23 protein-coding genes are annotated in these 25,089 nt (G+C 70.0%); 14 read left to right on the top strand and 9 right to left on the bottom strand.

Annotated features, from left to right (window positions below):
* The first annotated feature begins 130 nt into the window (after positions 1-130).
* Positions 131-556: a YciI family protein gene (locus CQ045_RS04115; RefSeq protein ID WP_105721432.1), complete on the top strand. Its 426-nt coding sequence runs from the start codon at positions 131-133 to the stop codon at positions 554-556.
* Positions 556-1,851 carry an RNA polymerase sigma factor gene (locus CQ045_RS04110; RefSeq protein ID WP_105721431.1) on the top strand — a complete coding sequence of 432 codons (1,296 nt, stop codon included), beginning with the start codon at positions 556-558 and terminating at the stop codon, positions 1,849-1,851. Before CQ045_RS04115 ends, CQ045_RS04110 begins: the two co-directional genes overlap by 1 nt.
* A 74-nt stretch (positions 1,852-1,925) precedes the next feature.
* On the opposite strand, the gene CQ045_RS04105 is transcribed toward CQ045_RS04110, so the two are convergent.
* The gene (locus tag CQ045_RS04105) at positions 1,926-2,198 is read right to left on the bottom strand and encodes a GlsB/YeaQ/YmgE family stress response membrane protein (RefSeq protein WP_105721430.1); all 273 of its coding nucleotides are present in this window, start codon (positions 2,196-2,198) and stop codon (positions 1,926-1,928) included.
* A 168-nt stretch (positions 2,199-2,366) separates the two neighbouring features.
* Positions 2,367-3,293 carry a Bax inhibitor-1/YccA family protein gene (locus tag CQ045_RS04100; protein ID WP_105721429.1) on the bottom strand — a complete coding sequence of 309 codons (927 nt, stop codon included), beginning with the start codon at positions 3,291-3,293 and terminating at the stop codon, positions 2,367-2,369.
* 90 nt (positions 3,294-3,383) lie between these two features.
* On the opposite strand from CQ045_RS04100, the gene CQ045_RS04095 reads away from it, so the two are divergent.
* The gene (locus tag CQ045_RS04095) at positions 3,384-4,370 is read left to right on the top strand and encodes a glycerophosphodiester phosphodiesterase family protein (RefSeq protein ID WP_105722118.1); all 987 of its coding nucleotides are present in this window, start codon (positions 3,384-3,386) and stop codon (positions 4,368-4,370) included.
* Positions 4,371-4,381: 11 nt separating this feature from the next.
* Here CQ045_RS04095 and CQ045_RS04090 read toward each other — a convergent pair whose 3' ends face one another.
* Together CQ045_RS04090 and CQ045_RS04085 are read right to left on the bottom strand one after the other, a co-directional pair.
* Entirely contained in the window at positions 4,382-4,843 is a 462-nt protein-coding gene (locus tag CQ045_RS04090) for a hemerythrin domain-containing protein (RefSeq protein ID WP_105721428.1), read from the bottom strand.
* Between the two features lie 25 nt (positions 4,844-4,868).
* Positions 4,869-5,267 (bottom strand): YccF domain-containing protein, encoded by a 399-nt coding sequence (locus CQ045_RS04085; protein WP_105721427.1) that lies wholly within the window; start codon positions 5,265-5,267, stop codon positions 4,869-4,871.
* Between the two features lie 89 nt (positions 5,268-5,356).
* On the opposite strand from CQ045_RS04085, the gene CQ045_RS04080 reads away from it, so the two are divergent.
* The 6 genes from CQ045_RS04080 (at position 5,357) to ligD (ending at position 15,616) form a co-directional block, all read left to right on the top strand.
* Complete coding sequence (locus tag CQ045_RS04080; RefSeq protein WP_105721426.1) at positions 5,357-6,358, top strand: ABC transporter ATP-binding protein; 1,002 nt, start codon at positions 5,357-5,359, stop codon at positions 6,356-6,358.
* Positions 6,355-7,374 (top strand): ABC transporter permease, encoded by a 1,020-nt coding sequence (locus CQ045_RS04075; protein WP_105721425.1) that lies wholly within the window; start codon positions 6,355-6,357, stop codon positions 7,372-7,374. The genes CQ045_RS04080 and CQ045_RS04075 overlap by 4 nt, the downstream gene beginning before the upstream one ends.
* 216 nt (positions 7,375-7,590) lie before the next feature.
* Positions 7,591-10,713 carry a lamin tail domain-containing protein gene (locus CQ045_RS04070; RefSeq protein ID WP_105721424.1) on the top strand — a complete coding sequence of 1,041 codons (3,123 nt, stop codon included), beginning with the start codon at positions 7,591-7,593 and terminating at the stop codon, positions 10,711-10,713.
* 91 nt (positions 10,714-10,804) lie between these two features.
* A complete protein-coding gene (locus tag CQ045_RS04065) occupies positions 10,805-13,279 on the top strand; it encodes an ATP-dependent helicase (RefSeq protein ID WP_105721423.1) in 2,475 nt (824 codons plus the stop codon).
* Positions 13,280-13,340: 61 nt separating this feature from the next.
* Positions 13,341-14,471 (top strand): SseB family protein, encoded by a 1,131-nt coding sequence (locus tag CQ045_RS04060; RefSeq protein WP_105721422.1) that lies wholly within the window; start codon positions 13,341-13,343, stop codon positions 14,469-14,471.
* Between the two features lie 71 nt (positions 14,472-14,542).
* Positions 14,543-15,616, top strand: coding sequence for a non-homologous end-joining DNA ligase (gene ligD, locus CQ045_RS04055; RefSeq protein ID WP_105721421.1), 1,074 nt, complete (start codon positions 14,543-14,545; stop codon positions 15,614-15,616).
* Positions 15,617-15,622: 6 nt separating this feature from the next.
* Here the strand turns inward: ligD and CQ045_RS04050 are convergent, their stop codons facing one another.
* Positions 15,623-16,666: an ATP-dependent DNA ligase gene (locus CQ045_RS04050; RefSeq protein ID WP_105721420.1), complete on the bottom strand. Its 1,044-nt coding sequence runs from the start codon at positions 16,664-16,666 to the stop codon at positions 15,623-15,625.
* A 43-nt stretch (positions 16,667-16,709) separates the two neighbouring features.
* Positions 16,710-18,161, bottom strand: coding sequence for an NAD(P)/FAD-dependent oxidoreductase (locus tag CQ045_RS04045; protein ID WP_105721419.1), 1,452 nt, complete (start codon positions 18,159-18,161; stop codon positions 16,710-16,712).
* Between the two features lie 64 nt (positions 18,162-18,225).
* On the opposite strand from CQ045_RS04045, the gene CQ045_RS04040 reads away from it, so the two are divergent.
* Positions 18,226-18,714 carry a hypothetical protein gene (locus CQ045_RS04040; RefSeq protein WP_146115180.1) on the top strand — a complete coding sequence of 163 codons (489 nt, stop codon included), beginning with the start codon at positions 18,226-18,228 and terminating at the stop codon, positions 18,712-18,714.
* A gap of 2 nt (positions 18,715-18,716) precedes the next feature.
* Positions 18,717-19,241 (top strand): N-acetyltransferase, encoded by a 525-nt coding sequence (locus CQ045_RS04035; RefSeq protein WP_181156437.1) that lies wholly within the window; start codon positions 18,717-18,719, stop codon positions 19,239-19,241.
* A 26-nt stretch (positions 19,242-19,267) separates the two neighbouring features.
* Here the strand turns inward: CQ045_RS04035 and CQ045_RS04030 are convergent, their stop codons facing one another.
* Positions 19,268-20,068: a helix-turn-helix transcriptional regulator gene (locus tag CQ045_RS04030; protein ID WP_105721416.1), complete on the bottom strand. Its 801-nt coding sequence runs from the start codon at positions 20,066-20,068 to the stop codon at positions 19,268-19,270.
* 54 nt (positions 20,069-20,122) lie between these two features.
* Here CQ045_RS04030 and CQ045_RS04025 point away from each other — a divergent pair, with 54 nt between their 5' ends.
* Positions 20,123-21,406, top strand: a complete 1,284-nt coding sequence (locus CQ045_RS04025; protein ID WP_105721415.1) for an MFS transporter — start codon at positions 20,123-20,125, stop codon at positions 21,404-21,406.
* A gap of 21 nt (positions 21,407-21,427) precedes the next feature.
* Here CQ045_RS04025 and CQ045_RS04020 read toward each other — a convergent pair whose 3' ends face one another.
* Together CQ045_RS04020 and CQ045_RS04015 are read right to left on the bottom strand one after the other, a co-directional pair.
* On the bottom strand, positions 21,428-22,663 hold the full coding sequence (locus tag CQ045_RS04020; RefSeq protein ID WP_105721414.1) for an acyl-CoA dehydrogenase family protein: 1,236 nt from the start codon (positions 22,661-22,663) through the stop codon (positions 21,428-21,430).
* Positions 22,664-22,726: 63 nt separating this feature from the next.
* Positions 22,727-23,386 carry a TetR/AcrR family transcriptional regulator gene (locus CQ045_RS04015; RefSeq protein ID WP_105721413.1) on the bottom strand — a complete coding sequence of 220 codons (660 nt, stop codon included), beginning with the start codon at positions 23,384-23,386 and terminating at the stop codon, positions 22,727-22,729.
* Positions 23,387-23,446: 60 nt separating this feature from the next.
* On the opposite strand from CQ045_RS04015, the gene CQ045_RS04010 reads away from it, so the two are divergent.
* Both CQ045_RS04010 and sucC read left to right on the top strand, forming a co-directional pair.
* Positions 23,447-23,800 (top strand): DUF2510 domain-containing protein, encoded by a 354-nt coding sequence (locus CQ045_RS04010; protein WP_258130943.1) that lies wholly within the window; start codon positions 23,447-23,449, stop codon positions 23,798-23,800.
* Between the two features lie 115 nt (positions 23,801-23,915).
* A complete protein-coding gene (sucC, locus tag CQ045_RS04005; RefSeq protein WP_105721412.1) occupies positions 23,916-25,082 on the top strand; it encodes an ADP-forming succinate--CoA ligase subunit beta in 1,167 nt (388 codons plus the stop codon).
* The last annotated feature ends 7 nt before the right edge of the window (positions 25,083-25,089 follow it).

Below are 25,089 nucleotides of genomic sequence, written 5' to 3'. Positions count from 1 at the left end.
CGGAGGATCGGTGGAGGGGACCGGGTGAGAGATCTCGAAGAAAGTCCGTCGGTGATGTCGATCCGAGGCGTTCCCGTTCGACGTCAGAGATGAGAGGGTCGAGAGACGGCCCACGAACAAGGAGAACATCATGAAGTTCATGCTCATCATGCGCGCGACCGACGACGCCGTCGAGGCCTACAAGGAGATGCCGTTCGAGCAGGTCATCGAGGCCATGGGCAAGTACAACGAGTCGATGATCAAGGCCGGCGTCCTGGTCGCGGGCGAAGGTCTGACCGACGCCGCCGAGGGCTTCGTCGTCGACTTCAGCGCAGAGAAGCCGCTCATCACCGACGGCCCCTACGGCGAGACGAAGGAGCTCTTCAACGGCTTCTGGATCCTCGAGGTGTCGTCCCGCGAAGAGGCCGCCGAATGGGCGAGCCGCGCACCCCTCGGTGCCGGGTCGTTCCTCGAGGTGCGTCGGGTCACCGGTGTGGAGGACTTCCCCGCCGACAACGAGTGGATCGAGAAGGAAGCCGGCTGGCGCGAGGAGCAGGCCCAGCGCGCACAGCAGTGATGGACGCCTCCGCACACGGCGAGACGGCGCGTTCCGCCCCCGATGACGGGTCGGCGGAGCGCGCCGTCGCGGCGGTGTGGCGCATCGAGTCCGCGCGGATCGTGGGGGCCCTCACACGGATGGTCGGCGACTTCGGCCTCGCGGAGGACCTCGCCCAGGAGGCGCTGGTCGATGCGCTCCGGCAGTGGCCCGTCGAGGGAGTTCCGCGTAACGCAGGGGCGTGGCTGACGACGGTCGCGAAGCGCAAGGCCGTCGATCGCTGGCGCAGGCAGGAGCGTCTCGACGAGCGTGTGGCCCTGCTGGCGCACGATCTGGAGCGGGAACAGGCCGAATCGCCGGAGCTGCTGTGGGATCCGGATGCGGTCGACGACGACGTCCTGCGGCTGATCTTCATCGCCTGCCATCCCGTGCTCTCGAAGGAGGCGCAGGTAGCACTCACGCTGCGGGTGGTCGGCGGGCTTTCGAGCGAGGAGATCGCCCGCGCGTTCCTGGTGCCGACCGCGACCGTGCAGCAGCGGATCGTGCGGGCGAAGAAGACCCTCGCTGCCGCGAACGCCCCCTTCGACCTGCCGCCCCGTGAGGAGCGCACGCAGCGCATCGGCGCCATCCTCGGGGTGCTTTATCTGATCTTCAACGAGGCCCATGCGGCGAGCAGCGGGCCGGAGTGGATGAGGCCCGAGCTGAGTGACGAGGCCATCCGCATCGGCAGGGTGCTCGCCGCCCTGATGCCGAGAGAGCCGGAGGTGCACGGTCTGCTGGCGCTGATGGAGCTGACGGCGGCGCGCTTCCCCGCGCGTGTGGACCGCAACGGCGACCCCGTGCTGCTCGCCGACCAGGACCGTCGACGGTGGGATCGGGGGCGCATCGCCCGCGGTCGCACATCGTTGGCGACTGCCGATGCGCTCGGACGCGGACGTGGGGCGTACTGCCTGCAGGCCGCGATCGCCGAATGCCATGCGGTCGCGGCATCCGTCGACGAGACCGACTGGGACCGCATCGTGCTGCTCTACGAGGCGCTCGGACGGATCTCCCCTTCGCCCGTCGTCGAACTCAACCGCGCAGCGGCTGTCGCGATGGCGACCGGGCCGGCATCGGCACTGCGCATCATCGACCGGTTGTCGGCGTCAGGAGCGCTGCGCGGCTACCACTTGCTGGCCGCGACCAGGGGAGAACTGCTGCGTCGACTCGGGCGCGAGGACGAGGCACGGAGCGAGTTCGTCGTCGCCGCCGCACTCGCCGGAAACGATCGCGAACGGTCGCTGCTGGAGCGGAAGGCGCGCGGGGCAGAGAAATGACCCGCCCCCTTCGGGAGCGAGGCTTCCGAAGGGGACGGGCGGGGGTGACGCGGGAGCGCCCGGGGGCGTGCGCGTCAGTCGTTGACCTTCTGACCGCGGTTGACGATCAGACCGTAGATCAGCAGCACGATGATCGAGCCGGCGATCGCGAGGAGCCAGGTGCCCAGGTCCCAGAACTCGGTGAGCGGGCGGTTGAGGATCAGGCTGCCGAGCCAGCCGCCGAGCAGCGCTCCGACGACGCCGAGCAGCAGGGTGATGAACCAACCGCCGCCCTGCTTCCCGGGCAGGATCAGCTTCGCGATGGCCCCGGCGATGAGGCCGAGAAGAAGAAAGCCGAGAAAACTCATGGTCAGCTCCTATGTGTCGGGAGCCCCGGGGTGCCAGGGCTTCGTGACCACCACACTGCCGACTTCGCGGGTCGCGTGCCAACCCCTTGCGCGCATGTCCCCGGGTATGCAACGAGGCCCGCCTCCCCAGGGAGACGGGCCTCGTCGCTGTTCGAGAGACGTCGGCGGTCAGTTGCTGCCGCGGACGATCGCGATGATCCGGAGGATCTCGACGTAGAGCCAGACGACCGTGACCATGATGCCGAACGCGCCGAGCCAGCCGTACTTGCGCGGGGCGCCGTTGCGCACGCCCTGCTGGATCTGGTCGAAGTCGAGCACCAGCGAGTACGCGGCCATGATGACGACGAGCACTCCGATGATGAGACCGAGCGGGATGCCCATGATCGACGCGCTGAGCATGCCGAACGCCTGGTCCTGGGGCAGCACACCGGTCCACATGAGGACGAGGTTCAGGAGCGAGAAGACCAGGTAGCCGATCATCGCGATCATGAAGATCTTGGTCGCCTTCTTCGACGCGCGGATCTTCCCGCTCGCGAAGAGAGCCAGAGTCACGCCGACGACCGAGACGGTCGCGAGCGTCGCCTGGAAGACGATGCCGGGGTAGATGACCTCGAAGAATGCCGAGATGCCTCCGATGAAGAGGCCCTCGAATGCCGCGTACGCGAAGATCAGCGCCGGACGCACCTTCTTGCGCGACGTGAAGGTGATGACCATCGCGAGCACGAAACCGCCGAGCGCGCCGACGATCCACGGAAGCATGTTGGGCTGGAAGGTGCTCGCCGGGTTGTACGCCGGTGCGGCGAGACCGCCGAGGGTCATCACCCAGCCGACGGCCGCGGTGACCAGCAGGATGCCGAACAGGCCGGCCGTCTTCCAGACGGTGTCCTCGACCGACATCCGGTCGGTCTCGATGGCGCCGGCGGGGGGCGCTGCGTACATGCCCTCGAGCTGCGCGTTGGCCGCGGCATCCATCGCCCCGTGCTGGAGCGAGGCGTTCTGCGCGCCCTGGGCAGCCTGAGGTCCGCCCGGGTACGTCGCGACGTTGCGCGGGTCCTGCTGCTTGAATGCAGGGTTGTTGAAAGCGAAGTTGCTCATTGGTGGGCCTCACTCCAAAGGGGGGTAGTAGGTCTCTTTCCTCCACGATACTCGGGAGGCGGCGGTGCCGGGGTGTTCTACGCTGAGAGCGTGCCCAGGAAAACGCCCCTCGTCATCGGGCATCGCGGTGCGCCCGGCTACCGACCTGAGCACAGTCGCTCCTCCTACGAGCTCGCGCTCGCCATGGGGGTGGATGCCGTGGAACCCGACGTCGTCGCCACGAAGGACGGGATCCTGGTCGTCCGGCACGAGAACGAGATCTCCGGCACGACCGACGTCGCGACGCATCCGGAGTTCGCCGACCGCAAGACGACCAAGCGCGTCGACGGACAGGCGCTGACCGGCTGGTTCACCGAGGACTTCACCTGGGCGGAGCTGTCGACGCTCCGCGGACGCGAGCGGCTGCCGGAGGTGCGCGTGTCGAGCGCGAGCTTCGACGACGCCCAGGGGATCCTCCGCCTCCGCGACGTCCTCGACATCGTGCGCGACGGATCGACGGAGTACGGTCGCGAGATCGGCGTCGTGCTCGAGGTCAAGCACGCCACGTACTTCGCGGGCATCGGTCTCGACCTCGCCCCGCTCATCGACCGCGAACTCCGCGAGGCCGGATGGGCGGAGGGCGAGCTGCCCCTGGTGATCGAGTGCTTCGAGTCGACGGTGCTCGGCGAGCTGCGCGAGCGCGGGATCGTCGCCTCGTACATCTACCTGATCGAGGCGACCGGACGGCCGTACGACCGGCTGGTGGCCGAAGGCAAGCAGGCGCTCACCTACAAAGCGACCGTGACCCCGCAGGGCCTCGACGGTCTCGTCGGCCGCGTCGACGGCATCAGCGTGAGCAAGAAGATGCTGCTTGCGCGCGGCAACACCATCGTGGCCGACGCGCATGCGCGGGGCCTCAAGGTGTTCACCTGGACCTGCCGACCCGAGAACGCGTTCCTCGCGGCCGAGTTCCGCGGTGGGGGCGGACGCGGCGCCTACGGCGACTATGAGGCGGAGTGGGGCGTCATCGCGCGTCAGGGCATCGACGGGGTCTTCGTCGACCATCCGGATCTGGGCGTCGCCTTCTTCCGAGGCTGAACTCCCGCGAGTCAGAGCGGTCCGAGAACGCTCTTCACGTCGCCGTCGACCACGATCGCGCGAAGCGGTTCGAGGATCTCGCGCTCCTCGAAGCGGAAGTGCGACTCCATGATCGCGGCGATCCCGTCGAGGTGCCGGCCGATCGATGCGGCATCGTCGCCCCTCTCAGCTGCGGTCCGCAGCGAAGCGAGCAGGTGCGCGAGCATCGAGTGGTCCTGCATGAGCTTGTCGATGATCCCGCCGAGCTCGGGGTGCTCCTCGCGCAGCGCCGGGAAGAGCATGCGGTCTTCGGCTCCGTGGTGGCCGTCCAGCGCCGTGCAGAAGCCGATGCAGTAGAGCACGAGCTCGGACGTGGCCTGCGGAGCGTCTTCGCCCTCGGAGAGCGCCTCGTGAGTCGCGGCGAGGGCGGCGCGCAGACGGGAGTGGGCCGAGCGGAGCTCCTGATCCCAGGCGATCAGGCGAGCGACATCCATCGCCTCAGTGTAGGCGGGCTGCGAGTCAGAGGGTGCGGTCGAACGCGCCCCTGCGCGTCGAGACGATCTCCTTGCCGAGGGGCATGAGCGAGATCGGGACCATCTTGAAATCGGCGATGCCCATCGGGATGCCGATGATCGTGATGCACAGCAGGACGCCCGAGACGATGTGGCCGATCGCGAGCCACCATCCGGCGAGGACGACCCACAGCACGTTGCCGAGGAACGAACCCACGCCGGCGGTCGGCTTGGCGATGACTTCTCGGCCGAACGGCCAGATGGCGTATGCGGCGATGCGGAACGAAGCGATCGCCCACGGGATCGTGATGATCGGGATGCACAGCAGGATGCCGGCCAGGACGTACCCGAGGAACAGGGCCCATCCGGCCAGGATGACCCAGATGATGTTGAGGATCGTGCGCATGGGGAGATTGTGTCACCCGCGCGACGCGCTGCCTGAGCATCCGCCCCGAGCTCCCGGACGCGACCGGCCCGCGATGCCAGACTGACCGCATGACCGGAATCGTGGTGCAAGACGTCAGTAGAGCATTCGGGACGGTTCAGGCCGTGCGGGCGGCGACCCTCCGTGCGGAGCCCGGTCGAGTGACCGGCCTCGTCGGACCGAACGGTGCGGGCAAGACCACCCTGCTCCTGATGCTCGCCTCCTTGCTCGCGCCGGACACCGGGACGATCCGCATCGGAGGAGTCGACCCCGCCGTCGATCCGCTCGCCGCGCGACGTCTGCTGGGCTGGATGCCGGATGCGCTCGGTGCCTGGCCCTCTCTCACGGCGCGGGAGACGATCGTCACGACCGCTCGTCTCTACGGCATCGAGAAGCCGGATGCCGCCTCCCGGGCACAGCAGCTGCTCGAGCTCGTCGGGCTCGCCGAACTCGCCGACTCTCCGGCGAAGGTGCTCTCCCGCGGGCAGAAGCAGAAGCTCGGACTCGCCCGCGCCCTCGTGCACGACCCGCAGGTGCTGCTCCTCGACGAACCGGCGTCCGGGCTGGATCCGGAGGCACGCGTGCAGCTCCGGCTGCTGCTGCGTCGCCTCGCCGCCGAAGGGCGCACCGTGCTGATCTCGAGCCACATCCTGTCGGAGTTGGAGGAGGTCGTCGACGACGCGGTCTTCCTCGTCGCAGGCGCGGTCGTCGACGCGGCTCCTGCGCAGGCCGCGGTGCGCCCCTGGCGGATCCGTCTGGCAGGTGCGACCCCGGAGCGGATGAGCGCCGATACGTGGCAGGTCGCCTCCAATCTCGGACTCGCCCCCGAAGCCCTCGCCGACGACCGCGGCGCCGTACTCGTCGGCTTCACGGGGGAGGATTCCGCGGCGCATGCCCTGCGACGGCTCGTCGAGGCGGGGCTCCCGATCTCGGAGTTCGCTCCCGCGCAGAGCGACCTGGAGCACACGTTCCTGAACCTCTCGCACGCACCGCTCTCCCCGGCGTCACCCCCACCCGCGCCCCCGGCGCCTTCGGCGCCTTCGGCGCCCACCGGAACGGAGGCGGGAGCATGAGCCTCGCGAACATCGGGATCATCGCCCGACTCGAACTGACCCAGCGGCTGCGGAGCGTGGGCTGGTACGTCCTGCTCGGCGTCTTCGCCCTCATCCTGCTCGGGGTGACCGGGCTCGCGTTCGCCGTGTACTCCTGGGGCGATTTCGTCGGCGCCGGCGTCTACTCGATCGTCGTCAACGTCGTGCTGCTGCTCGTGGTCCTGGTGTCGCCGACGCTCAGCGGGAACGCGATCAACGGCGACCGGGATGCCGCGACCCTCGCCGCGATCCAGGTGACCGCCGCGTCCACCGGCGACATCATGCTCGGCAAGCTCGTCGCAGCCGTCGCGACCGGCGGCGCCTTCCTCCTCGTCGCGGTGCCGTTCCTCGCCCTGTCGTTGCTGGGCGGGGGAGCGAATCCGCTGGTGCTGCTCGTCTCGCTGCTGGTGCTCGCGGCCGTGATCATCGTGGTCGCGGCGATCGGCGTCGGGCTGAGCGGCCTCATCGCCCGCCCGCTGTTCTCGGTCGCGGCGACGTATCTCGTGGTCGCCGCCTTCGTGTTCGGCACGCTCATCGCGTTCGGGCTCGGCGGCATGGCCGTGCGCAGCGAGGCAACCAGCTATTCGCGGCCGTACGACGCGAACGGCGCCCCCGACTGCGAGCGCTGGGACGTGACGACCACCTACGAGGTGCCGCGGTTCGACCTGGTCTGGTGGGCGCTGTCGGCCAACCCGTTCGTCGTGCTCGCGGATGCGACGCCCACGGAGTTCTCGCCCGACGGATATCCGGTCGACCTGTTCGGCCAGGTCAAGCTCGGCGTCCGCAGCGCGCAGCAGTCGCCGCTCGAGCAGCGCTGGGACGAGTGCGACCCGAACGGCGGCTACCGTACGCCGGAAGAGGTCATGGAATCGTCGGTGCCCAGTTGGTTCGTCGGACTCGGGGTGCAGGTCGTCATCGCCGGATCGCTGTTCGCCGGGGCGTGGGCGCGAACGCGGACGCCCGCCCGTCGCCTGCCTCCGGGCACCCGCATCGCCTGACGTCGTTCGCCGGGATGCTCCGGTCGCACCTTCTGTCGTTCCGAGTTGTTGCAGCCGACGGGAGGTGCGGCCGGAACGCGCAACGGCCAACTCCCGTTCATCTGCCGTGCACCGGGGGGATTCCCGGTGGCCATGCGGGGTCGCTGGTCTGGGCTGGTACCCGACTGAGTCCCCCGGGAGGGGCGACCCTCCGACCGAGCCACCCAGGAGTCCTCCATGTCCCGCCTGCAGTCCGCAGCAGCGGTCGCGGCGGTGTGCGCACTGAGCGCCGCCGCCCTGCTCGCCGCACCCCTCGCCGCGATCGGCGCCGATCCCGGCATCCACCCCGCCGAGGACGCCTCGGCCGCGCCGGCGGGTCCGGCCGCCCCGAGTCTCGTGCTGAACGAGATCGTCTACGACGACGCGACCACCGGCCTCGCCGATCAGGTCGAGCTCTACAACTTCGGCACCGAGCCGGTGGACCTCGCCGGCTGGACCATCGCCGACGAGAAGCGCGACAGCTTCGGCGCAGCGCCGGAGGGAACCACGCTCGAGCCCGGGGGGTTCGTCGTACTCGTGAAGGACGTCGACTTCGACTTCGGCCTGGGCAAGGGCGACGAGGTCGTGCTCTTCGACCCCAGCGGCACCGAGATCGACTCCTATGCGTACGAGAACACCGCGCCGCTCTCGGTCTGGGCGCGCTGCCCCGACGGCACGGGCGACTGGGCGCACGCGACGGCAGCGACCCCGGGCGCGGCCAACGACTGCTCGGTCGCACCCGTCGCGGGATCCATCGTGATCAACGAGGTCGACTCGCAGCCCGCCGACTGGGTCGAGTTCCACAACCCCGGTACCGAGGCGCTCGACATCTCGGGCTATGAGATCCGCGACAACTCCGATGACCACCGCTGGCAGTTCCTGGCCGGGACGCAGATCGCCGCCGGCGGGTTCCTCGTCGTCACGGAGAGCACGGTCGGCCTCGTCGCTGGTGTCGAGGCCGCGTTCCGCGAGCCGATCGGCATCGGGAGCGCCGACCGCATCCGACTCTTCGACGCCGCCGGAGTCCAGATCGACGACACACTCCCGTGGCAGGGGCACGCCGCGATCGACGGCGACTTCGCCGCAGCCACGCTGGCGCGCTGCCCCGACGGCGTCGGCGCGTTCGTGCTGGCGCACCCGACCCCGGATGCCGCGAACTCGTGCGTGATGCCCGACGTCGTCATCAACGAGATCGAGTCCAACGGCGACACCACCGACTGGGTCGAGGTCGTGAACACCGGCAGCACGGCGGTCGACCTCTCCGGCTGGACCGTGATGGACAGCGACCCGGCAGGTCACGCGGCCGAGACCACTCCGCTGCCGGCCGGCACGATGCTGCCCCCGGGCGCCTACTTCGTCTTCGACCAGCCGGCGAACTTCATCTTCGGTCTCGGCAACGGCGACACCGTGACGATCCGCGATGCGAACGGCAACACCGTCGACGAGCACGTGTACGCCGCGCACGCCGCAGGAGTCCTCGCCCGCTGCGCCGATGCCACCGGCGACTTCGTCGACATCGCGGTCTCGACCAAGGGTCTGCGCAACGCGTGCGGCAACCCGGTGCGGATCAACGAGGTCGAATCCGACGGCGGCTCGCCGGACGACTGGGTGGAGCTCGTGAACCCGACCGATGCCGCCCTCGACGTCTCGGGCATCGTGGTGAAGGACGACGACGACACCCACGCGTACTCGATCCCGACCGGCACCAGCATCGGCGCGGGGGAGCACCTGGTGATCGAGCGGGCGCAGCTCGGCTTCGGCCTGGGCGGCGGCGACGCGGTGCGACTGTTCGACGGCGACCTGCTCATAGACGAGACGACCTGGGGCGAAGGCCACGCGGCCGTCACCTGGGGGCGCTGCCCCGACACGACGGGCGCCTTCGCCGTCACGGCCGAGTCCACGAAGGGCACCGCGAACGTCTGCGCCGGCGAGGTCGCGGTCTCTCCGTGGCCGGGGTCGGCGGAGGTCCGCGTGCTCGACGACGTCCCGACCTTCCTCGAGGACAGCTCGGGCCTGGATGTGCAGGAGACCGAGAACGGCGCGTTCCTCTGGGCCGTGGACAACGGCGAGGGCCGCATCTGGAAGCTCGAGGCGCACGCCGACGGCTCGGTCGAGAAGGTCGACGGCTGGGATGCGGGCAAGCGCGTCCGCTTCCAGAAGGATGCCGCGGCTCCGGGCGCGGCCGGCCCCGACACCGAGGGCATCACGGTCGACGGGGACGGGTTCGTCTACGTCGCCTCGGAGCGCGACAACGGCGCCAAGGGCGTGAACCAGAACGTCGTCCTGAAGGTCGACCCGGACGCCTCGAACGGGGATCTGGTCGCCCAGCAGGAATGGGACCTCACCGCGCTGCTGCCCGCCGTCGGTGCAAACCTCGGTATGGAGGCCGTGCAGTGGGTGCCGGATGCCGCGCTCGCCGGGAAGCTCTTCGACGACAACACGGGCGCCGCGTACGACCCGACGGACTACGCCGGTCACGGCGGCGGGCTGTTCCTGGTCGCGGTCGAGGACGACGGCCACGTGTACGCCTTCGCCCTCGGCGGCGACGGCTCGGCCACCCTCGTGTCGGAGATCGCTCCCGGTCTCACCGGCGTCATGGCGCTCGACTACGACGGCGTGCGGAACACCCTGTGGGCCGTGTGCGACGACGGCTGCCAGGGGCGTTCCGCGGAGATCACGCTGAACGGCACGGTGCAGCCGGGCATCGCCCACTACGCGCGTCCGGCGGGCATGCCCGACATCAACAACGAGGGCTTCGCGACCGCGCCGGCCTCGCTGTCGGTCGACGGCGAGCGGCCGGTGTGGTGGTTCGCCGACGGATTCGCCTCGGAGGCGCTGCGCACCGGCACCCTCCCGGGTGTCGACGGCGAGAATCCGGGAGGCGAGAACCCGGGCGGCGGAAACCCGCCGCTGCCCGGCACGGACCTCGTCGACGGCAACCGCAACGGTCTGACCGTCGACCCGTCCATCGCGACCCGCGGGCAGAAGGTGACCGTCACGGTCGGAGCGGACGCGGCCGGCGAGGGTGTCGGGGTCTGGATGTACTCCGACCCGTCAAGGATCGCAACCGGCACGCTCGACGCCGCCGGGGCCATCGCCGTGACGATCCCCACGGACGCCCCGCTCGGAGTGCACCGCATCGCGGTGTTCGACGACAGCGGTGCACTCCTCGGCTGGGCGGACATCCGCATCGCCGCCGCAGACGGCGCGGGCGGGCTCGCCGCGACCGGCGCCGAGCTGCCGGTGGCCGCGATCGCGCTGGCGCTGATGCTGCTGGCCGCGGGCGCCGTGGCCGTGCGGCGCCGCACGCGCACCGCCTGAGCGGGGAGGGGTGCGCGAGCGGTCGCGCACCCCTCCCTCACGCAGCATCCCGTGCCGCGGTGTCGGTGCCGCCGCCTAGACTCATAAGGCCATGACCGAAGCTCCTCTCATCGTCCCCGGATCCGTCGGCCCCCGCTCCTCCGGGGCGGAAGGACAGGACGATCTCCTCGCCGGCCTGAACCCGCAGCAGCTCGAGGCCGTCACCTACCGCGGCCCGGCGCTGCTCATCGTCGCGGGCGCGGGATCGGGCAAGACCAGCGTGCTCACGCGCCGTATCGCCTCCCTCCTGCGCGGGCGCGAGGCCTGGCCGAGTCAGATCCTCGCGATCACCTTCACGAACAAGGCGGCCGGCGAGATGCGCGAGCGCGTCGAGGGGCTGATCGGCGACGCCGCGCGCGGCATGTGGATCTCGACGTTCCACTCCGCCTGCGTCCGCATCCTGCGCCGCGAGGCCCAGCAGTTCGGCTACACGAAGTCGTTCACCATCTACGACTCCGGCGACTCGCGTGCGCTGCTGAAGCGCCTGGTCAAGGAGCACGAGGCCGACGCCTACGGGCTCACCCCGGCAGCCGTGCAGTCGCGCATCTCCAAGCTCAAGAACGAGCTCTCCGATGCCGAGTCCTATGCGCGTCAGGCCAACATGAGCGATCCGGCAGAGCGGGTCTTCGTCGAGGTCTTCGCCGACTATCAGCGGCAGCTGCAGAAGGCCAACGCCTTCGACTTCGACGACCTCATCGGACAGACCGTGTACCTGTTCCGAGCGTTCCCGCAGGTCGCCGACACCTACCGCCGCCGGTTCCGGCACATCCTGGTCGACGAGTACCAGGACACGAACCACGCGCAGTACTCGCTGATCCATGAGCTGACCCGCCCCGTGTCGGGTGCTGCGGGCTCTGCCCCCGATCCGTATGCCTCGAACGGCATGATGATCTTCGAGCCCGACCCCGCTCCCACGGCGGATGCGGGGGAGCCCGGTGCCTCGCTCACCGTGGTCGGAGACTCCGACCAGTCGATCTACGCCTTCCGCGGCGCGGACATCCGCAACATCAGCGAGTTCGAGCGCGATTTCCCCGGCGCGCGCGTGGTGCTGCTCGAGCAGAACTATCGTTCGACGCAGAACATCCTGTCCGCCGCGAACGCCGTCATCGGCAACAACTTCGACCGCAAGGACAAGAAGCTCTGGAGCGACAAGGGCGACGGCGACCCGATCATCGGCTTCACGGGCTACTCGCAGCACGACGAGGCGCAGTTCGTCGCCGACGAGGTCGAGGCGCTGCACCGCGCCGGCATGCCGTACTCCGAGATGGCCGTGTTCTACCGCACGAACTCCCAGTCCCGTGCGCTGGAGGAGATCTTCATCCGCTCGGCCGTGCCCTACAAGATCATGGGCGGCACGAAGTTCTACGACCGCGCCGAGATCAAGGACGCGCTGGCCTACCTGGTGGCGGTCGCGAACCCGGCCGACGAGATGTCGGTGCGACGCATCCTGAACAAGCCGCGGCGCGGCATCGGAGATGTGACCGAGACGGCCATCGCCCGTTTCGCCGAAGAGCATGGCATCAGCTTCCGCGACGCGCTGTCGATGCCGGGGCAGCTCGGCGTCGGCCCGAAGATCCAGGCCGCGATCGGACAGCTCGACGCCGTGCTCGCCGAGGCTGCCGCGATCCTGACTCCCGCCACCGGCGAGGTGCCGCCTCCCACGAGCGTGGCCGACGGTCTGGGCGTGCTGCTCGGCAAGAGCGGCTACCTCGACGCGCTGCGCGCGAGCCGCGATCCGCAGGACGAGGCGCGCGTCGAGAACCTCGACGAGTTCGTGGCCGTCGCCCGCGACTTCGCCCGCAACAACCCGGAGGGCACGATCGTCGACTTCCTCACCGAGGTCGCCCTGGTGTCCGACGCCGACGACCTCGACGACGAGTCCGGCTCGGTGTCGCTCATGACCATGCACACGGCGAAGGGCCTCGAGTACGACGCCGTGTTCGTCACCGGCGTCGAGGAAGACCTCATCCCGCACCGCATCTCGGCCGGCGAGCCGGGCGGACCCCAGGAAGAGCGTCGGCTCTTCTACGTCGGCATCACGCGCGCGCGAAAGCGTCTGCACCTGTCCCTCGCGATGACGAGGGCGCAGTTCGGCGAGGTGACCGTCGCGATGCCCAGTCGCTTCCTGCAGGAGATCCCGGCGGGCCTGATCGACTGGCGACAGTCGCCCGGCGACGTGAACTCGCGCGGCGGCATGCAGTCGAGGGCTCTGAACGCGCGCCGACAGGGCGGGTTCGGCGGCTCCGGCTCCGGTGACCGGTTCGCGGTCAAGTCGCTCCCCGGGCGCGACTCTCTGAAGCCGCTGTCGACCGCGATGGACAAGTTCCCCAACCGCGTCACGGCGAAGATGCGCGACAACGGAGACCTCGAACTCACCGCGGGCGACCGCATCCGTCACGTCGACTTCGGCGAGGGGCGGGTGGATGCCGTGACCGGCGAAGGCGCGAAGCGCATCGCCCACGTGCGGTTCGACTCGGCGGGGCAGAAGAAGCTCCTCATCAAGGTCGCGCCGATCGAGAAGATCTAGCTCCTGCGCGAGCATCCTTCGCGGCGAAACGTCGTCGCCGAGGCGGGTTAGGCTGACTGATATGGCCCTCTTCTCTCGCCGTAAGAAGTCCGTCGACGATGCCGTCGCGACCACCACCGATGCTGTCGAACCGGATGTCTCCGAGACCGACGTCTCCGCGACCGAAGCGGCTGCGGACGCGCCCGCGGAAGCCCCGGCGATCGGGATCTCGGTGCAGGCGTTCCGCGGCGTCGGCGCGGAGGCAGGGCCGGAAGTGGCACTTCCCGAGCCCGAGACCGCGACACCCGCTCCACGACCCGCTCAGGCGTCCCCGTCGGCTCAGCCGGCCCCGCCCGCGGCTCCCCAGGAGCGGCGCCTGCCTCTCGCCTCCGCCCTGCCGCCGGAGCAGACCGAGACCGTCGCAGGGATGAAGGACAACGTCCTGCTGCGCGAGGCACTCACCGAGATCGAAGCGGGCGCGACCAACGATCAGCTCCTCGGGGTGATGCGCCAGGCGCTCCAGGGCCACCTCTACATCCGCGTGAACGGCGACGCTCGCGCGCAGATCAGCGAGGGCAAGCCGCTCTCGGTCGCTGTCGTCCGTGACAGCGAAGACCGTCAGTTCATGCTCGCGTTCAGCTCGGCGCGTGCGGTGCGCGATTCCGTGCAGCTCGAGGCCGACCCCGCCGCGACCTCGGCCGTCGCGCAGCCCGTCACCTCGGTGCTGCAGCAGGTCGTCTCCGGTGAGTTCGCCGGTCTCATCGTCGACAACGCCTCGGCGCCGCACCGTGTGGTCTTCCCGACGGAGCTGCTGCAGAAGACGCTCGATCAGGCTGATGTCGACATGACGGTCAAGACGATCCTGGCCGCACCCCGCGAGCAGGATTCCGCTGTCAAGGTCGGGGAGGCGCTCGCCTCGAAGCGGATGTGGGTCGCGGTGAACGACGGGTCCGGCACCGGACAGGTCGGCATCGCCGAGGCGCAGACCGCCGACGGCCGCCGGTTCCTGCAGCTGTTCTCCCACCCGCTCGAGGTCATCGCACTCGGTCGCGGAGACCGACCGCTGCCGTTCGAGCCGTCTCAGCTGGCGAAGGTCCTCACGAGCCACTCCGAGATGGCCGGCGTGATCGTCGATTCGGCCGGTCCTTCGATCGTGGTCGAACGCGACGCGCTCACGCCGGTCCTCGTGCTCGCGGTCGACCTCGACGAGTGACCTGACCCCGACCTGCGCGCTGCGAGGCGTGCGGGGTTCCGTCTGTCCGGGTGGCGCTCTAGGGTCGGAGCATGGCCTCAGAACGCGTGACCCTGACCGTCGCCGACTCGGATGGTGAGCGCGAGGTCGCGCTCTCGAGCCCGAACCGCGTGGTGTGGCCGGACCTCGGCATCACGAAGGCCGAACTGGCCGAGTACGCGCAGATCGTCGCCGTGCCCTTCCTCGCCGCGAACGGCAATCGCCCGGTGTCGCTCGAGCGTTTCCGCGACGGCATCGGCCCCGCGGGCGGCGCCAGGGCCGAAGGCTTCTTCTCGAAGAACCCGCCCAAGGGGACGCCCGACTTCGTCGACGCCGTCACGGTGACCTACAACAGCGGGCGTCAGCATCCGCAGATCGTGCTCAACCGCGCGAGTGCGATCGTCTGGGCGGTCCAGATGAACACGATCGTGTTCCACCCCTGGGCATCGCTCGCCACCGATCCCGACAACCCGATCGAGCTCCGCATCGACCTCGACCCGCAGCCGGGCACCGACTTCGCCGACGCGGTGACCGCCGCTCACACGCTGCGTGAGGTGCTGCGCGAGGCGGGCCTCGAAGCCTTCGCCAAGACGAGCGGCAACCGCGGTCTGCACATCTTCGCGCCCATCGAGCCGACCCACGAGTTCCTGGATGTCCGGCACGCCGTGATCGCCGCGGGACGGGAGCTGGAGAGGCGGATGCCGGAGCAGGTGACGACGAACTGGTGGAAGGAGGAGCGCGGGGAGCGGATCTTCGTCGACTTCAACCAGGCCAACCGCGACCGCACGATGGCCGGCGCCTACAGCCCGCGCGCCCTGCCAGGCGCGACGGTCTCGACGCCGGTGCAGTGGGAGGAGCTCGACGGGCTGGACCCGCGGAGCTTCACCGTGCGCAGCATCCCGCAGCGTCTGGACGAGGTCGGTGATCCGTGGGCGGACATGCAGGCGTCTCCCGGCCGCATCGACACGCTGCTGGAGTGGTGGGAGCGCGACGAGGAGAACGGGCTCGGTGAGCTTCCATTCCCGCCGGAGTTCCCGAAGATGCCGGGCGAGCCTCCCCGTGTGCAGCCCAGCAAGAAGGTCGCGGCGAACTGGGACGAAGACGGTACCCCGGCCGAGAAGGACTGACCGTGCTCAGCTCAGGACATCGGCGAGGTCGTAGCCCGCGACCGTGTCCAGCTGCTCGTAGGTGCATGAGCGCGCGTCGCGGTCAGGGCGCCAGCGCTCGAACTGCACGGTGTGCCGGAAGCGCGCACCCTCGAGCTGGTCGTAACGCACCTCCAGCACACGCTCGGGCCGCAGTCGCACGAACGAGACGTCCTTCGATCCGCTGAACCGCGATCGTTCTCCCTCCGCCGTGACCGCGTCGCCGGATTCATCTCGTTCCACCAGGGGAGCGAGCTCTTCGACGAGTTCCTGTCGACGGACATCGCTCCACGCGGCCACTCCGCCGACCTGACGCAGCACTCCGTCGTCGTCGTACAGCCCGACCAGGAGCGAGCCGACGCCCGAGCCGGACTTGTGGATGCGGTAACCGAGGGCGACGACATCGGCGGTACGGGCGTGCTTGATCTTGAACAGCGTGCGTCTGCCCGGTGCATACGGCTGATCGAGAGGCTTGGCGACGACGCCGTCGAGCCCCGCGCCCTCGAACTCGGCGAGCCAGCGCACAGCCGCATCGCGATCACGCGTCGTGCGGGTGAGATGCAGCGGATGGTCGACGGCTTCCATGAGCGTCTCGAGCCGCGCTCGCCGCGTCTCGAACGACTGAGTGAGCAGGTCGTCCTCGCCATACGCCAGGAGGTCGAACGCGATGAACATCGCCGGTGTCTCGACGGCGAGCTTCGCCACGCGCGAGGCGGCCGGGTGGATGCGCTGGCTCAGGGCCTCCCAGTCGAGCCGCTGCGACCCGTGCGGACCGGTGGCGACCACGATCTCGCCGTCGAGCAGGCACGGTCCCGGCAGCAGCTCGGGGATCGCCTCGACGAGTTCGGGGAAGTACCGGGTGAGGGGTTTCGCGCCGCGTGAGCCGATCTCCACCGTCTCACCGTCCCAGGCGATGAGGCCGCGGAAGCCGTCCCACTTCGGTTCGTACAGGAGACCGCCTTCGGTCTTCGCGGGGTCGGGCACCGCGGGCACCGCTTTGGCGAGCATCGGCGCGGGGATCTCGTAGCGCATGGTCCCATCCTGGCCGCGGGTGACCGGTGACGGAAGGGGGCGATCAGTCGAACACGTCGCCGAGTCGGGCCGGCATCCCCGCGTCGCGCAGCACGGTGCGCGCCGCGTGCCATCCGGCCATCCCGTTCACCGCGGGGCCCGGGGGAGTCGACGCCGACGCCAGGTACACGCCGCGCATCGGCGTGCGCCACGGCGCGGGAGACACCACCGGGCGCCGCAGCGCCTGCCGGATGTCGAACACGCCGCCGGAGATGTCGCCGCCGATCTCTCCGGGGTTGATCGCCTCCCGCGACGATGCGGGCACCGCGTGATGTGCCAGGATCAGGTCCCGGAAACCGGGCGCGAAGCGCTCCACCTGCGCCGTGATGAGTTCGGTGGGGTCGAGGTCGGAGCCGTTCGGCACATGGATGTATGCCCACAAGACGGCTCTGCCCTCCGGCGCGCGCGTCGGGTCGAAGGCGGAGGGCTGCACGGCGAGCACGTAGGGGCGTTCGCTCACGCGTCCGGCGGCCACGGCGTTCTCGCTCGCCCACACTTCCTCGCGGGTGCCCCCGAGGTGCAGTGTCACGGCGTTGCGCACCTCCGGGTTCGACCACGGGATGGGACCGTCGAGCGCGAAGTCCACCTTGGCGGCCGCGGCGCCGTAGCGGTAGCCGCGCAGCGCTCTGGCGTAGCCGGCCGGCACGTCGGGATGGGTGAGGGCGAGGCGCGGAGAGGTGTTCAGCAGGAGCACGTCCCCGCGGGAGGGGTCGCCGGCGTCGAGGGTGCGCAGGTCGTTCACGCGCGCGCCGGTCTCGACCGTTCCGCCGTGCGCCTCGAGGTCGGCCACCAGCGCATCGGCGATGGTCTGCGAACCGCCGCGCGGGTAGGGCCAGCCTCCGGCGTGCGCGAGAGCGGCGAGGAGGAGCCCCGCTGCCGCCCCGGCAAGGGTCGGCTGCGGGGAGTTCGCGTGAGCGACCACGCCCGACATCAGGGCGGCGGCCTCCTCGGTCCGGAACGACGTGCGGGCGAGAGGTGTGCCCTGGTCGAGCATCCGGATGGCGTAACGCACCGCGGTGACGGGGTCCGCGGGGATCCGGAGAAGCTGGTTGCCCGTGAAGTCCGTCACGCCTTCGATGTGGGTGCTGAGCGGGCGCAGGCGGGACAGCCAGGCATCGCGGTCGGGGCCCAGGGCTGCGGCGGTGCGCTCGATACTTCGCCAGGCGACGACTGCACGACCGCCGTCGAGCGGATGGGCGAAGGAGATGTCAGGGCGGATCCACTCGATGCGCTCGTCGAGCCGGAATGCGCGGAAGAAGGGCGAGGAGACCGCCGCCGGATGCACGGCGGAGCACACGTCGTGGCGGAAGCCGGGAAGCGTCCCCTCCTGGGTGCGCAACCCGCCGCCGATCGTGTCGGCGGCCTCGAGCACTCGCACCTCGTAGCCGGCACGCGCGAGTGTCACTCCGGCGGCGAGGCCGTTGGGGCCGGATCCGATGATGGTCGCGCGTGCCATGCGGCCAGTCTCGCACGTGAAGTGTGGTCGAAAGAGGGGGTTGCGGCGTGCGATCCTGGAACTGATGAAAGAAGTACAGGGGCCGACCCCCGCAGGCACCTCCCGTCCATACCGCTCCCTCAACGAGGCATTGCGCGCGCACCGCGTCGATGTCTCCAACTATGCGTTCATCACGGCCATCGTCGAGGCGATCGGAATCAGCTCGTTCATCGACCGCGGTCGCTACATCGAGGCGATCCGGCGTGGTGAGGGTGCGTCCCTGCACATCGGTCGCACCTACACCAACGGCTTCACCGAGGATGAGCGTCTCGTCGTCGGTGCAGCTCCCCTGCGTCTGCAGCCGAGCGAGGGACGCGCGCCGTACTTCTACGTGAGTCACCCGAGCGAGTTCATCCCGCTCGTTCCGCCGCGTGCCGCGAAGCGCGCGACGACTCCTCGTGTCTCCGCGCCCCGTGCGGAGAAGGCGCCGAAGCCGGTCGAGGAGCGCGACTACGGCGTGTGCGACGTGTGCTTCATGGTGAAGACCCCGTCCGGCGGCTGCGGCTGCGACTGACCGTGTCTGCCGAGCGGGGTGCGGAGGGCGAGCGGCCGCTGATCCGTACGGCCGACCTCGCGGGCCCCGACGCGCTCGAGGTGGGTGCCGCAGTGCGGGCCTATCTGCAGCAGACCGAGTTCGAGAAGAGTCTGCAGGAGCCGGGCCCCGAGCCCGATGCCGCGGCGCCCCTCCCGGAGCGCTACGTCCGCGAGGTCGACGACCCGGCTGCGGCCTACGCCGGGCATCGCGTGCGTGTGGCGCAGCTCGGCGGACGCGTCGTCGGCGTGGTCGTGCTGTCCCCACAGGGCGCCGTGGCGGAGATCAAGCGCCTGTGGGCCGTGCCCGAGGTCCGCGGTCGAGGGGTGGGGTCTGCGCTGCTGGACGCCGCTCTGCGCGATGCGGAAGACCTCGGTGCCTCCGCGGTGCGTCTCTCGGTGTGGGAGTGGCGCGAAGGTGCTGTGCGCCTCTACGGATCGCGCGGCTTCGAGCGCGTGTCCTCTTGGGACGATCGCGAGCGGCTCCTGTGCATGGTGCGCCCGGTCTGAGCGGGCCGCCCCGGGAAACGGTCGTGTCAGGTCGGGAGCTGTGACAGCCGATACCGGCCAGGGGTCATCCCGACGAGCGGCGTGAACTGCTCGATGAACTGGCTGGTCGTCGCCCAACCGCATGCGGCGGCCGCGTCGGTCACCGAGGCGCCGTCCGCGAGCAGGACCAGCGCCCGATGCACGCGCAGCTGGAGCCGCCATTGCCGATATCCCATACCGGTCTCCTGCTGGAACAGGCGGCTCAGCGTCCGCTCGGCGGTGCTGGTGCGCGCGCTGAGCTCGCCGAGCGTCAGGGGAACGGCGAGGTCGTCCTCGACGAGGCGGGCCGCCTGACGCAGGCGCGGGTCATGGGGTTCCGGCAGGTGCAGGGGCTGCTCGGGTGCCGTGACGGCTTCATCGACGACGACGCGGCGCAGATGGTCGAGGGCCGCGTCGCTGCGCGAGCGGTCGGACGTCATCGCCAGGACGGCCTCGCGTGCGAGCGGCGTGGCGACGAGGACGGCGGGGGCGGACGGCAGCCGTGCGGCGAGTTCATCGGTGAGGTGGACGATGCGCATGTCCGTGCGCCCGTGCGCGCGATGGCGGTGCTCGGCACCGGCGGGCACCCACGCCATGCGCGTCGACGGCGCGATCCAGGCGCCGTCGTCGGTGAGCAGCGACAGCACTCCCGATGCCGCGTGCACCAGGTGCCCGAGCGGGTGGGCGTGGCGCGGCGACGTCTCGGCGTGCGCGAAGCGGTATGCGCCCTCCATCGGCAGGGCGGCGAGGGAGTCGAAGTCGACGAGGTTCAGGTCGACCATCCGGGACGATTGGCGAGTATTCGACATCACGATGCAGTTTACGTGTTTCCCGACGCCCGGGCCGGGTGCTGGACTCGAGGCATGACCACGATGCAGGAGCCGTTCGACACCGCCCCGACCCCGCTGAGCACGCCGTCCGTCCGGCGTGGCGCGATCCTCACCGGGATCTACGTGGGCATCGGTCTGCTGATGATCGCCCTGAACCTCCGCATGGGTGTCGCGTCGGTCGGGCCGGTGCTCCCCGCGATCGAGCAGGAGCTGGGCATCCCCGCGGCGGCGGCAGGGCTTCTGACGACGATCCCCGTGTTCGCCTTCGGCGCCTTCGCCTTCCTCACCCCGGCCCTCACCCGGTGGATCGGGCTCCATCGCCTGCTCGCGCTCACGATGGTCGTCGTGGCGATCGGCATCGGTATCCGACTCCTTCCCTCTCCGGTGGCGCTCTTCGGCGGCACGGTGCTGGTCGGTGCGGGCATCGCCGTGGCGAACGTCTGCATGCCGGCCGTGATCAAGCAGGACTTCGCGCACCGACTCGGTCTGATGATGGGGCTGTACTCCACGGCGCTGTTCCTCGGCGCGGCCGCGGCCGCGGCCCTGACGGTGCCGTTCATGACCGCTCTCGACGGTTCGTGGCGGGGTGCCCTGGCGATCTGGGCGATTCCCGCCGTGCTCGCGCTGCTGATCTGGCTGCCGCGGGCGATGCGTGCGGTCTCCGAGTCACCGGCCGTGGCCGGCGTGCCCGGCGACGCGATCGTGGAGCCCCGGGACGAGCCGCGCATGTCGGCGCTGCTGCGCGACCCCGTCGCCTGGGCGGTCACGGGCTTCATGGGGTTGCAGAGCCTGAGCTACTACGCGGCGCTGACGTGGATCCCCACGATGCTGCAGGATGCCGGGGTCTCGGTGTCCGACGCCGGCCTGCTGCTGTCGTACTCGAGCCTCCCCGGCATCGCGGCGGCGCTGCTCGTGCCGACGACGCTGCGCTGGATCCGGCCGACGTGGCTCCCCGTTCTGCTCTCCGCCCTCCTGTGCGCGGCGGGGCTGATCGGGCTTCTCGTCGCGCCCGGAGGAGCCGCGCCCTGGGCATGGATGACGCTGCTGGGGCTCGGCCAAGGCGCGGCCATCGCCCTGTCGCTGACCTACATCGTGCTCCGTGCACCCGATGCGAGGCACACGGCGCATCTGTCGACCATGGCGCAGGGGATCGGCTATCTGCTGGCGGGCCTCGGCCCACTCGGCCTCGGCATCCTCCACGCCGCCGTCGGGGGATGGGCCGTGCCGGTCGCGGCGCTGGTCATCCTGCTCGGCGTGCAGGCCCTCGCCGGAGCGGCCGCGAGCCGAGAGCGGCACGTGCGCGCCGGCGGTCGGTGAACGGATCCCGAGGATCCCTTCTCAGGCGAACGCGCTCATCCCGGTGATGTCGCGCCCGAGCAGCAGGGCCTGCACGCTCTCGGTGCCCTCGTAGGTGTGGATGGCCTCGATGTCGGCCATGTGCTGGATCACGCCGTTCTCGAGCAGGATGCCGTTGCCGCCGAGCAGATCGCGGGCGATGGACGCGATCCGACGGGCGGCGCGCGTGTTGTGGAACTTCGCGAGCGACGCCTGGGTCGGACGCAGTTCGCCGGCGGTCTCGAGGTCGGCCATCCGGCGGCAGTACAGCTGCATGGCGGTGAGGTCTTCGAGCATGTGGGTCAGGCGCTCCTGCACCATCTGGAACTTCGCGAGCGGCTTGCCGAACTGCACGCGCTCCTTCGCGTAGGCGAGCGAGGCTTCGTAGCAGGCGGTCGCGTGCCCGAGGGCCGACCAGGCGACGCCGGAGCGGGTCGCGTAGAGCACCGTCGACGCGTCGCGGAAGCTCTTCGTCCCCGGCAGCACCGCGTCCAGCGGCACCCGGACATCGTCGAGGAGGACGTGCGCCTGGTGGATCGCGCGCAGCGAGGCCTTGCCGCGGATGACGGTGCCGGTGTAGCCCGGGGCATCCTGCTCGACCAGGAAGCACCGAACCGCGCCGTGCTCCTCGGCGGACTCGTCGTCGACCCGGGCCCAGACGAATGTGATGCCGCCGGAGGCGCCGTTGCCGATCCACTTCTTCGTTCCGCGGATGACCCAGCCGTCGCCGTCGCGGCGCGCCACGGTCTCCAGGGAGACGGAGTCCGAGCCGTGGTCGGGCTCCGTGAGGGCGAAGGATCCGAGCACCGAACCGTCGGCGAGGGCGGTGAGCCATCTCTCCTGCTGCGCCGGCGAGCCGAACAGGGCGAGGGTGCGCAGTGCGAGGCCGCCCTGCACGGCGAGGATCGTGCCCAGCGAGCCGTCGCCGCGGGAGATCTCCATGTTCACCAGACCGGCAGCCAGCGGCGACAGGCTCGTGAGCTCCGGGTGCTGGACGCCGTCGACCACCAGGTCCATCTCACCCATCCGACGGGCGGCGTCGAGCGGGTACTCCGCGCGGTCCCAGGCGTCCGCCATCTGCGGCGCCACCTCGTCGACGTAGGCTTTCGCACGGTCCCAGGCCTCGCGGTCGGCGGCCGGGATGTCGGTGAAGACCGCGTAGTAGTCGCTGTCCTGACGTCCGGTGATGTCGTACGACGAGACGCGCTCGCCGGGGAAGGGGGAGGCTGCAGTGCTCATGGGGCTCCTTTGTGGACCTGAGTATCGTACTCCTCGATACTCGGTTCCACGACCCTCGAGCGGCTAGTCGAGTTCCGACTGCAGGCGACGGGTGACCTCCGCGATCGGCATGGAGCGCGGGAACACCGCGACGACCACGTCGTCCGGGGCGGTGGCGGCTTCGCCCGCGACGCCGTAGCGGCGGCGGGCGTCGGCCAGCGCCGTCTGCAGCGTCGAGAGCGGCACCTTCTTGCGTCCGCGCAGCAGCTGGCGAAGCACGTGGTTGTGCACGGCGGTCACGAGCGCGGCGAACCCGACGGCGTCCAGCGGGTCGACACCCGGCAGCGCGCCGCGCAGGTACTCGTCGAACAGTCGCTCGTAACGGAAGACCGTGATGATCTCCCGCTCGCGCAGCACGGGCACCTGGCGCACGATCTGGTAGCGGCGTCGAGCGAGCTCCGGGTCGTGCGCGAAGTGCGTGAACACCGACTCCGATGCCGCGCACACCGCGGCCCACGGGTCCTCATGACCCTCGTCGAGGAACTCTCGGAGCTGTTCCAGGAGCACCTCGTGATCCGCGAAGACGACGTCCTCCTTGCCGCCGAACTGCCGGAAGAAGGTCGATCGGGAGACGCCGGCGGCTTTGGCGATCTGCTCGACCGACGTCTGGTCGAACCCCTGGGCGCTGAAGAGCTCGAGTGCTGCGGCGACGACACCGGTGCGCAGTTCTGCGGATTCGTGCATGCCGAAAGCCTAGACCTCGGCCGGCGGTGACGCCGATGCGGCGGCGTCATACTGGGGAGCGTGAGAGATGACGCGATCGCGGCCGGCTGGTTCGACACGCGGCGACGCGGCACCCGGCGCTGGTGGAACGGCTCCACCTGGACCGAGCACATCGCGGTGCGGGGTCGGGAGACGACGTTGGCGGCGGACCGCGCATCCGTGCGGCGGAAGCTGCTGGTGACCGAGATCGTGCTCGTGCTCGCCCTCGTCGCGGCGATCCTGATCGCCCTGTGGGGCTCGCTGCCGGTGGTGACGGTGCGCCCCGTGATCGTCGTCGTCGGCACCGTGCTGGTGGTCGCACCGATGCTGATCGCCCGTCAGCTGCGCAGGGTCGCCCTGCCGGTGCGACGGCCCGGTGTGCCGACGCGGCACTGACCGGCGGTGGTACGGAGGCCGCAGGAACGCTCAGGGCGAGGTAGTAGGCTGGGGGACTGGTCGATGTCTCGACATCGAGAGAATTACCAGACAGCAGCCCAGTGAAGGAACCACAGTGGATCTGTACGAGTACCAGGCACGAGACGTTTTCGAAAAGTACGGAGTGCCGGTCCTCGCCGGCATCGTCGCGGACACCCCTGAAGAGGTGAGGGCGGCTGCCGAGAAGATCGGCGGAGTGGTCGTCGTCAAGGCTCAGGTGAAGACCGGCGGCCGTGGAAAGGCGGGCGGCGTCAAGGTCGCCAAGACCCCCGACGAGGCCTATGAGGCGGCGAAGGCCATCCTCGGCCTCGACATCAAGGGCCACGTCGTCAAGCGCGTCATGGTGGCGCAGGGTGCGCGCATCGCCGAGGAGTTCTACTTCTCCGTGCTGCTCGACCGCGCCAACCGCTCCTACCTGAGCCTCTGCTCGGTCGAGGGCGGCATGGAGATCGAAGAGCTCGCCGTGGAGCGTCCCGAGGCGCTCGCGCGCGTCGAGGTCAACCCGCTCACGGGAATCGACAAGGCGAAGGCCGTCGAGATCGCCCGCGCGGCGAAGTTCCCCGAAGACCTCGTCGAGAAGGTCTCCGACGTGTTCGTCAAGCTCTTCGACGTCTACAAGGGCGAAGACGCGACGCTGGTCGAGGTCAACCCGCTGGTCCGCACCGAAGAGGGCGACATCATCGCGCTCGACGGCAAGGTCACGCTCGACGACAACGCCTCCGAGATCCGTCACCCGGAGCACGAGGCTCTCGAGGACAAGGACGCCGCAGACCCCCTCGAGGCCAAGGCCAAGGAGTCGGGCCTGAACTACGTGAAGCTCGACGGCGAGGTCGGCATCATCGGCAACGGCGCAGGACTCGTCATGTCCACGCTCGATGTGGTCGCTTACGCGGGCGAGAACCACAACGGCGTGAAGCCGGCCAACTTCCTCGACATCGGCGGCGGCGCCTCGGCTGAGGTCATGGCCGCGGGCCTCGACGTCATCCTCGGCGACCCGCAGGTCAAGAGCGTGTTCGTCAACGTCTTCGGCGGCATCACGGCGTGCGACGCCGTCGCAAACGGCATCAAGGGCGCGCTCGAGACGCTGGGCGCCACGGCCTCCAAGCCGCTCGTCGTCCGCCTCGACGGCAACCGCGTCGACGAGGGTCGCGCGATCCTCGCCGAGTACGCGCACCCGCTCGTCACCCTGGCCGCCACGATGGACGAGGGCGCCGACAAGGCCGCCGAGCTCGCCAACGCGTGATCCGACG

The sequence above is a fragment of the Microbacterium sp. MYb66 genome, from assembly GCF_002979435.1.
Taxonomy (GTDB): Bacteria; Actinomycetota; Actinomycetes; order Actinomycetales; family Microbacteriaceae; genus Microbacterium.
This window is presented reverse-complemented; position numbering and strand designations above follow the sequence as displayed.

Coding starts and splice junctions, on each gene's coding strand:
- CQ045_RS04040 (WP_146115180.1), top strand. CDS start 18,226: ATGAAAGAAGTACAGGGGCCGACCCCCGCAGGCACCTCCCGTCCATAC.
- CQ045_RS04025 (WP_105721415.1), top strand. CDS start 20,123: ATGACCACGATGCAGGAGCCGTTCGACACCGCCCCGACCCCGCTGAGC.
- CQ045_RS04015 (WP_105721413.1), bottom strand. CDS start 23,386: ATGCACGAATCCGCAGAACTGCGCACCGGTGTCGTCGCCGCAGCACTC.
- CQ045_RS04075 (WP_105721425.1), top strand. CDS start 6,355: ATGAGCCTCGCGAACATCGGGATCATCGCCCGACTCGAACTGACCCAG.
- CQ045_RS04105 (WP_105721430.1), bottom strand. CDS start 2,198: ATGAGTTTTCTCGGCTTTCTTCTTCTCGGCCTCATCGCCGGGGCCATC.
- CQ045_RS04050 (WP_105721420.1), bottom strand. CDS start 16,666: ATGCGCTACGAGATCCCCGCGCCGATGCTCGCCAAAGCGGTGCCCGCG.
- CQ045_RS04100 (WP_105721429.1), bottom strand. CDS start 3,293: ATGAGCAACTTCGCTTTCAACAACCCTGCATTCAAGCAGCAGGACCCG.
- CQ045_RS04085 (WP_105721427.1), bottom strand. CDS start 5,267: ATGCGCACGATCCTCAACATCATCTGGGTCATCCTGGCCGGATGGGCC.
- CQ045_RS04065 (WP_105721423.1), top strand. CDS start 10,805: ATGACCGAAGCTCCTCTCATCGTCCCCGGATCCGTCGGCCCCCGCTCC.
- CQ045_RS04020 (WP_105721414.1), bottom strand. CDS start 22,663: ATGAGCACTGCAGCCTCCCCCTTCCCCGGCGAGCGCGTCTCGTCGTAC.
- CQ045_RS04030 (WP_105721416.1), bottom strand. CDS start 20,068: ATGTCGAATACTCGCCAATCGTCCCGGATGGTCGACCTGAACCTCGTC.
- ligD (WP_105721421.1), top strand. CDS start 14,543: ATGGCCTCAGAACGCGTGACCCTGACCGTCGCCGACTCGGATGGTGAG.
- CQ045_RS04115 (WP_105721432.1), top strand. CDS start 131: ATGAAGTTCATGCTCATCATGCGCGCGACCGACGACGCCGTCGAGGCC.
- CQ045_RS04045 (WP_105721419.1), bottom strand. CDS start 18,161: ATGGCACGCGCGACCATCATCGGATCCGGCCCCAACGGCCTCGCCGCC.
- CQ045_RS04070 (WP_105721424.1), top strand. CDS start 7,591: ATGTCCCGCCTGCAGTCCGCAGCAGCGGTCGCGGCGGTGTGCGCACTG.
- CQ045_RS04090 (WP_105721428.1), bottom strand. CDS start 4,843: ATGGATGTCGCTCGCCTGATCGCCTGGGATCAGGAGCTCCGCTCGGCC.
- CQ045_RS04080 (WP_105721426.1), top strand. CDS start 5,357: ATGACCGGAATCGTGGTGCAAGACGTCAGTAGAGCATTCGGGACGGTT.
- CQ045_RS04110 (WP_105721431.1), top strand. CDS start 556: ATGGACGCCTCCGCACACGGCGAGACGGCGCGTTCCGCCCCCGATGAC.
- CQ045_RS04060 (WP_105721422.1), top strand. CDS start 13,341: ATGGCCCTCTTCTCTCGCCGTAAGAAGTCCGTCGACGATGCCGTCGCG.